Genomic DNA, 1,672 nt, shown 5'->3' on the forward strand with positions numbered 1-1,672 from the left:
GGGGGTGGGGCGGGGGTGGCGGTGGGTGGGGGCGGGGTGGGGGAGGGAGGGGGCGGAGGGGTGTCGTCGACCGTGATGCCGAAGTCGGTGGCCAGGCCGGCGAGGCCGGAGGCGTAGCCCTGGCCGACGGCGCGGAACTTCCAGCGGCCGCCCCGCAGGTACAGTTCGCCGCCGACGAACGCCGTCTCCGTCGTCGCCTCCATGTCGAAGCGGGCCAGTTCGGCGCCCGTTCCGGCGTCCAGGAGCCGCAGCGACAGCCCGGGTACCTGGCCGAAGGTGCCGTCGTCGGCGGAGGCGCACAGGACGACCCGTTCGATGTCCGCTCCCAGGGACGTCAGCAGGACCTCGACGGCGTCGGTGTAGCGGCCGCCCGCCTGCTGTTTGCCGAGGTGGGTGACCGCCTGGGAGGTGTGCTGCGGCTGGTTGTAGAAGACGAAGTCGCCGTCGTCGCGGACCCGGCCGGCGGCGGTGAGCAGCAGCGCGGAGGCGTCGACGTCGGGTACGGCGGGGCCTTCGGACCAGGAGAGTTCGGCGCGTACCGCGGGGGCGTCGACGGGCAGGTTGGCGCCTTTGGCGAGCGGTCCGGTGGGCATGGAGACGGCCCCTCTCCGTTGCGGTCGTACGGCGGCTGCGGCGGCGGCCCCGGCGCATCCTGGTTCCGTGGGGAACTCCCGACGCCACGGCGGGGTTCCGCGGCCGGCGGTGGGGAGCTGCCCTGGTCAGGTACAGCGTGTCATGCCGGGGAGGTAGCCGGGCAGGGTGGTGCGGCAGACCGGGGAGGTATGCCGCTTGCCGCCGCGGGCTGACGCGGCGCGTGCCCGCCGCGGGCGACGCTGCTGGCACCCGGATCGTCCGGGCAACAGCCCTTGAGGAGCAGATCCCTTGCGCTACGTACGCAGCAACCGCCTCCGTGCCGTCGCCCTCACCGCCGCACTGCTCGCCACGGCCACGGCCGGTACCGCCGCCGCGGCCGGTGACGGCGGCACCGAGAGCTCCGAAAGTGCTGAGAGCGCCGCAGGCGGCAAGCCCGTCGCAAGCGCCGACCGCGGGCAGCGGCCCGCCGCCTCCCTGGCGGGCACCGCGAAGCTGACCCGCTCGCTCGGCGACGACATCACCTTCTCCTTCGACGCCCGCCTCGCCGCGAAGCACAACGACGACCCCCTCCAGGCGACCGGCACCTTCCGCTTCAGCCACTACCTGAACGGTGAGGGCGCCTGGGCGGAGGCCGACGTCGACTGCCTCGTCACGGGCGGCAAGGTGGCCGTCGTCTCCGGCGTCATCACCGACACCGACCTGCCGGGGGCGAAGGGTCTGCGCGTCGGCGTCACCGTCCACGACCAGGGCCGCAACGACCGCCTCGGCTACAGCTGGGCGGCCACCGGCAGCCCGGTGGAGGACAAGGACCTGGCGCCGTGCGTGAGTTCGGCACCGTTCGAGAAGGTCAAGCGCGGCACCGGCGACTTCCGGGTCCTGCCCTGGCAGCCGGAGCTCTGACCAGCCGCCGCCGACGACAGCGGGCGGCGGCGGGCGACGGCGGCGCGGGCGGCTCCCGCCAAGCGTGGGGGGGGAGGTGAGCCGCCCGGCCGGGCCCGGGTCAGGCGGGCGGTGTCGCGGGCGGTGTCGCGGGCGCGGGCAGGGAGACGTACAGGCGGGTGCCGCCGGGCCGGTAGCC

The 1,672-nt window shown here is 75.2% G+C and carries 2 protein-coding genes; one reads left to right on the forward strand and one right to left on the reverse strand.

The genetic code is table 11. The features are described from left to right. A partial coding sequence (locus H5J30_RS31675; protein WP_181791024.1) for a TerD family protein occupies positions 1 to 593 on the reverse strand: 593 nt, incomplete at its 3' end. 289 nt (positions 594 to 882) lie between these two features. Here H5J30_RS31675 and H5J30_RS31680 point away from each other — a divergent pair. Further along, complete coding sequence (locus tag H5J30_RS31680; RefSeq protein WP_181791026.1) at positions 883 to 1,494, forward strand: Repetin; 612 nt, start codon at positions 883 to 885, stop codon at positions 1,492 to 1,494. Positions 1,495 to 1,672: the final 178 nt, after the last annotated feature.

The organism is Streptomyces phytophilus (genome assembly GCF_013870535.1).
In the GTDB taxonomy this organism is placed as follows: domain Bacteria; phylum Actinomycetota; class Actinomycetes; order Streptomycetales; family Streptomycetaceae; genus Streptomyces; species Streptomyces phytophilus.